This window comes from Phormidium sp. CCY1219 (assembly GCF_055795085.1).
Map to the genome: position 1 here is coordinate 1 of NZ_JAYFEQ010000764.1, position 5,795 is coordinate 5,795.

Consider the following 5,795-nt stretch of genomic DNA (forward strand, 5'->3'; position numbering starts at 1 on the left):
TATCGTTTTTGGCTGCATGGTAAGCGCCAACTCTTAGTTAGACGTTGGGTCGTCCAAGCTGCGCGTATGCGCGACCGTAGAAGTTGACGTTTAATCCGATCGCAGATTTGACCCATTCCTAGCGGATGCTGGGAATGGGTTTCCCCTAGAGACGCAATTTCAAAGCGTCTCTACCACCTCACCCTCGGGTCTTCACCCGCTCCTCACCCCGGCGTGATGCCCCCAGCAAATTATTGTATCTTCCCAGAGACTATAGGGGAACCCCACGCCCTTCACGGTTTCTTTTCCTGACCCGCAGTTGGTATAGGAGACCCTGCACACAGAAGCGCGATCGCCCTTTTCTCTCTCCAATTATATCGCGGTTTCCAACTGCGATAACGGCTAATCCCCCCGCCGCGTTTCGTTTCTGGGGGGGTTCCCAGGTTCCTGGGGCGACTCCCGTCTGCAATCCCACAGCTAAACTGGGGGAGTACCGTTGATGGGAGAGGTTCACTCGCTTATCGTGCGGGGGGGGATTTGGGGGCATAAAAATGCCTCCCGGGGATGGGAGGCGAAGGTGCTAAACGATAGGGGTAGGGTGTCGCTAACTGGCGACGTATTCGCTCATATCTCCTTTGCGCTTGCGGAGTTTAGCGAGAGCTTCGCGCTCGATTTGGCGAACCCGTTCGCGACTGATTTGCAGGCGATCGCCAATTTTAGACAGAGTTAAGGGATGTCCGTCATCCAATCCAAAGCGCAAAGCAATCACGTCACGCTGTTGGGGAGTCAATTCGGACATCAGCCGTTCCAAATCCGCGCGCATCGCCGCTTGAGTGGCATAATCTTCTGGTGAAGGGCCGGTATCTTCGAGCAACTCACTGAGTTCTGTATCTTGGTTGTCGCCAACGCGCAAATCCAACGAGAGCGGAAGACGCGCTCTTTCGAGATATTCGCGAATTTGCTTGGGCGTTAAGTCCAGTTCCTTGGCTAACTCAGTAATCGAAGGGGTATGGCCCAGTTTTTGTGATAGCTCGCGGGAGGCTTTTTTGATTTTGTTAAGCTTCTCGGTAATGTGAATCGGGAGGCGAATGGTGCGACCTTTTTCGGCGATCGCTCGGGTAATCGCCTGACGAATCCACCAATAAGCATAAGTGGAAAAGCGATAGCCTTTGGTAGGGTCGAATTTTTCTACCCCGCGCTGCATTCCAATGGTTCCTTCTTGAATCAAGTCGAGCAAATCAACATTGCGCTTGATATACTTCTTCGCAACCGATACGACTAAGCGCAAGTTGGCTTCTACCATTTTGCGCTTTGCCATTTCACCTTCCGCGATCGCGCGTTGTAGCTGTGCTTCAGACAAGTTGGCTGATTGCGCCCATTGTGCGTGGGTCGGCGCATGACCTAATGTTTCGGCGAGGGTCTTTTTCACCTCTTCCAAGCGGGTTAAATGCTGTACTTGCTTACCCAATACGATCTCCTGCTCGTGGGTCAGCAGGGGAACCCGGCCAATTTCTCGCAGGTAAGTGCGGACTAAATCTGTTGAAGTCTGAGCAGTCTTCATGGCGCTTCTTCCGTGAATAGGTAACGATACTTGTGGCTTGTATGCTTGGCGCTTTCTCTGAATCGACCCGATGGAGCGCTAGCCACTCGGGGCATTTGTGGATCTGGCTGCCAAACCCAATGTAACCCCTGAGGATGGGAATGCCGGATCCCCATCCCGGGTTAGGAACGTGAATCGACTATTTCTGACGCGATTTCACCCGCACCGGCACCAACAGGGGTTGGTAGTTCGGCTGGGCCTGGCGATCGCGCAGTCGTGCCCACATCCAGGCGAGGCAAATTGTTCCGAGTATCAAGGTTATGGTTGTCATAAGTTTTCTTAAGTCCAACAATGCTATGTTAAAAATTGTAACATTTCTTAAAGAAATGTCCAGGCCCCCGGACAAGTTTTGCGATCGCTTATCTCCAACTTCCGGTGTAGGCTTAGCTCAAGATTACCCAGGATTGGAGTTTATAAAAGCATCGTGGAAAACAATTGGGAGGGAAAATCGCCTCTTTTGGGGCAAAATTCCCAAAATAGGATTATAGATTGTCGATTGTTAACTCAGTAAATAAAAGTTGGCGATAAAAAATGGGTGAGCGCAGGCTCACCCCAAACTTAATCAAAAACTCAGAAATTGAATTGGCAATCTCTAAATTCTCAGTTGGCAATCGTGTCGGTTTTCACCCGCGCCGCATCTTCATCGGCGATATAATCCTGAACAGCTTTCACCTCCAGGGGTTCGCCTTTCAGGGCGCGGATAGCGGCGGCAGTTGCCTTCGCCCCAGAAATCGTGGTGATAATCGGCAGTTTGTAATCCAACGCCATGCGACGAATCAAGCGGGCGTCGGTTTGCGACTCTTCTCCAGTGGGCGTATTGATAATAAACTGAATCTGCTCGTTTTTGATCCAGTCTACCACGTGAGGACGGCCTTCGTGCAGTTTGTACACCAGATCCACATCAGTCAGACCTTGTTCTCGCAGGACTTTGCGGGTGCCCGAGGTGGCGACAATCTTAAAGCCCAACTCTTTTAACTCTTTCACCACCGGCACCACCAGGGATTTGTCGCGATCGTTCATCGAGACAAACACCGTGCCATTCAGGGAAAGATTCACCCCGGCCCCTAACTCCGCTTTAGCAAAGGCGCGTCCGAAATCGGTATCAATTCCCATCACCTCGCCAGTGGAGCGCATTTCCGGTCCGAGCAAGGTATCGCTACCGGGGAATTTATTAAACGGTAACACCACTTCCTTAACCGCAATATGCTGGGGAATCTTCTCCTCGGTAAACCCAAGGGAGGCTAAGGTATTTCCCGCCATCACCAGGGAGGCCATTTTTGCCAAAGGCACGCCGATCGCTTTCGACACGAAGGGAACAGTCCGGGAAGCGCGGGGATTGGCTTCCAAAATGTAAACCTGTTCCCCTTGCACCGCATACTGAATGTTCATCAATCCCACCACATTCAGGGTTTTGGCGAGTTTGACAGTCCATTCGCGAATCGTCTTGAGGGCGGCGGGTTGCAAGGAGATGTAGGGAATCGAACAAGCAGAGTCCCCGGAGTGAATACCAGCTTGTTCGATGTGTTCCATAATACCGCCGATGACCACCTCGCCGCTGGAGTCGGCGATCGCATCCACATCCACTTCGATCGCGTTTTCCAAAAACTTATCGATCAAAATCGGGTGGTCTGGTTCCACCTGCACCGCAAAGGTCATGTACCGTTCCAATTCCTTATCGGAATAGACGATTTCCATTGCCCGTCCGCCTAACACGTAGGAGGGACGCACCACCACCGGATAGCCAATTTTTTGCGAAATCCGCAGGGCATCTTCGTAGCTGCGGGCAATTCCATTCGGCGGTTGCTCGATTTGCAAGTCCCACAGGATTTGCTCAAAGCGCTCTCGGTCTTCGGCGATGTCGATGGAATCGGGGGAGGTTCCCCAAATCTGAGACTTAATCGATTTGTCCAATACGCGATCGAGGGCGTCGGAATCCAGGGCTTTTTGCAAGGGTAAGGCCAGTTTCAGCGGGGTCTGTCCGCCAAACTGGATGATGATGCCTTCGGGATTTTCCGCTTCGATGATGTTGAGTACATCTTCTTTGGTGAGTGGCTCGAAGTAAAGGCGATCGCTGGTGTCGTAGTCGGTGGAGACGGTTTCTGGGTTGGAGTTGACCATAATCGTCTCGAATCCTTCATCCCGCAGGGAGTAGGAGGCGTGACAGCAGCAGTAGTCAAATTCGATACCTTGGCCGATCCGGTTCGGACCGCCGCCTAAAATCATCACCTTGCGTCGGTCGGAAATTTTGACTTCCGATTCTTCTTCGTAGGTGGAATAATAATAAGGAGTATAGGCTTCAAATTCGGCGGCACAAGTATCTACTAATTTGTACACCGGCTTGACGCCCAAGGAGACGCGGTAGGCGTGAACTTCGCTTTCCGTGGTCTTGGTGGCGAAGGCAATCTGGCGATCGCTATACCCTTGCTGCTTGATTGCATACATTTGCTCTTTTGTCAACTCCTTGAGGGGAGTCCGCTTCAGGAGTTTTTCGGTTTCGAGCAGGTCTTGCATCTTATCCAAGAACCAAGGGTCGATGCCGGTGAGTTCGTAGATTTCTTCTACAGTCATGCCCATTAGCATGGCATGTCGCACGGTGAAAATTCGCTCGGGATGCGGGGTGCGTAAGCCGGCGCGAATTTGCTCCAGGGAGGGGATGACTTCTTGGGTGTCGCATCCCCAACCGCTTCGTCCGGTTTCGAGCGATCGCAGGGCTTTTTGCAAGGATTCCTGGAAGGTCCGCCCGATCGCCATCGCTTCGCCCACGGATTTCATCTGGGTGGTGAGTAGGGGTTTGCTGCCGGAAAATTTCTCGAAGGCAAACCGGGGCGCTTTGGTCACTACATAGTCCAGGGTCGGCTCAAAGCTGGCTGGGGTTTCTTTGGTGATGTCGTTGGAGATTTCGTCGAGGGTGTAGCCCACGGCTAATTTGGCGGCAAATTTGGCGATCGGAAATCCGGTGGCTTTGGAGGCGAGGGCAGAAGACCGCGATACCCGGGGGTTCATCTCGATGACGATGACATCCCCATTGGTGGGATCGATGGCAAACTGAATGTTCGATCCGCCGGTCTCTACGCCAATTTCTCGAATAATCTTAATCGAGGCATCGCGCAATCTCTGATACTCTTTGTCGGTTAGGGTCTGGGCCGGGGCGACGGTGATCGAGTCTCCGGTGTGAACGCCCATCGGATCGATGTTCTCGATGGAGCAGATAATCACTACGTTGTCGGCTAAGTCCCGCATCACTTCGAGCTCGTACTCTTTCCAGCCTAAGAGGGATTTCTCGATGAGAATTTGCGACACGGGGGAGGCTTCTAACCCGGCGACGGCCATTTCTTCAAATTCTTGCTGGTTGTAGGCAATCCCGCCTCCGGTTCCGCCTAGGGTGTAGGCGGGTCGAATGATTAAGGGGTAGTTGCCAATTTGACTGGCGACGGCTTTGGCTTGTTCTAGGGTTTCGGCAATTCCCGAGGGACAGCTTTTTAAGCCAATCTTGGTCATGGCGTCTTTGAATCTTTGCCGGTCTTCGGCTTTTTCGATCGCCCCGAGTTTGGCCCCGATGAGATCTACGCCATATTTGTCTAATACGCCGTTTTTGGATAGGGTGACGGCCAGGTTTAACCCGGTTTGCCCTCCCATTGTCGGGAGTAAGGCGTCGGGTCGTTCTTTGGCAATTACTTTTTCCAGGACTTCGGGAATTAATGGTTCGATGTAGGTGCGATCGGCGGTTTCTGGGTCCGTCATAATCGTGGCGGGGTTCGAGTTGACTAGCACCACTTCGTACCCTTCTTCTCGCAAGGCTTTACATGCCTGGGTGCCTGAATAATCAAATTCGCACGCTTGGCCAATTATAATTGGGCCAGAACCAATGAGGAGAATTTTGTGCAGGTCGTTGCGACGGGGCATAGGCTGAACTGTTCTATTGTCAGTTGTTAGTTGGCAATCCCTACGGGGCAGGCGATCGCCGCTCTAGTCTCGCTCTCCGTCCAGAGGGCTGCTCTGTCTCGGGGGCGAAAGCTGCGATCGCTGGCCTCTCGGCTGATTGCTGAATCGAGATTATTGTAAGGGTTTTCTCCCCACCCCGGATCGCTGGGTTAATGGAATTTTAACAAGATTTGATGACTTGCATTCCCCGGGGGCGGGTTTAGCTTCTCGGCGGGAAGCCCCGCGCTCTACCCGTGCTTGGTGAGCGTCGGGATGAGAGCCAGGGGAAATGGAG

Annotated in this window: 3 protein-coding genes; all 3 read right to left on the reverse strand. The window is 52.6% G+C overall.

What is annotated here, in order from left to right:
• Positions 1-583 precede the first annotated feature (583 nt).
• Entirely contained in the window at positions 584-1,540 is a 957-nt protein-coding gene (locus AC0QH1_RS23300; protein ID WP_324633766.1) for an RNA polymerase sigma factor, RpoD/SigA family, read from the reverse strand.
• A 178-nt stretch (positions 1,541-1,718) separates the two neighbouring features.
• A complete protein-coding gene (locus tag AC0QH1_RS23305; protein WP_324633767.1) occupies positions 1,719-1,850 on the reverse strand; it encodes a hypothetical protein in 132 nt (43 codons plus the stop codon).
• Between the two features lie 329 nt (positions 1,851-2,179).
• Positions 2,180-5,482, reverse strand: a complete 3,303-nt coding sequence (gene carB, locus AC0QH1_RS23310; protein WP_324633768.1) for a carbamoyl-phosphate synthase large subunit — start codon at positions 5,480-5,482, stop codon at positions 2,180-2,182.
• Positions 5,483-5,795: the final 313 nt, after the last annotated feature.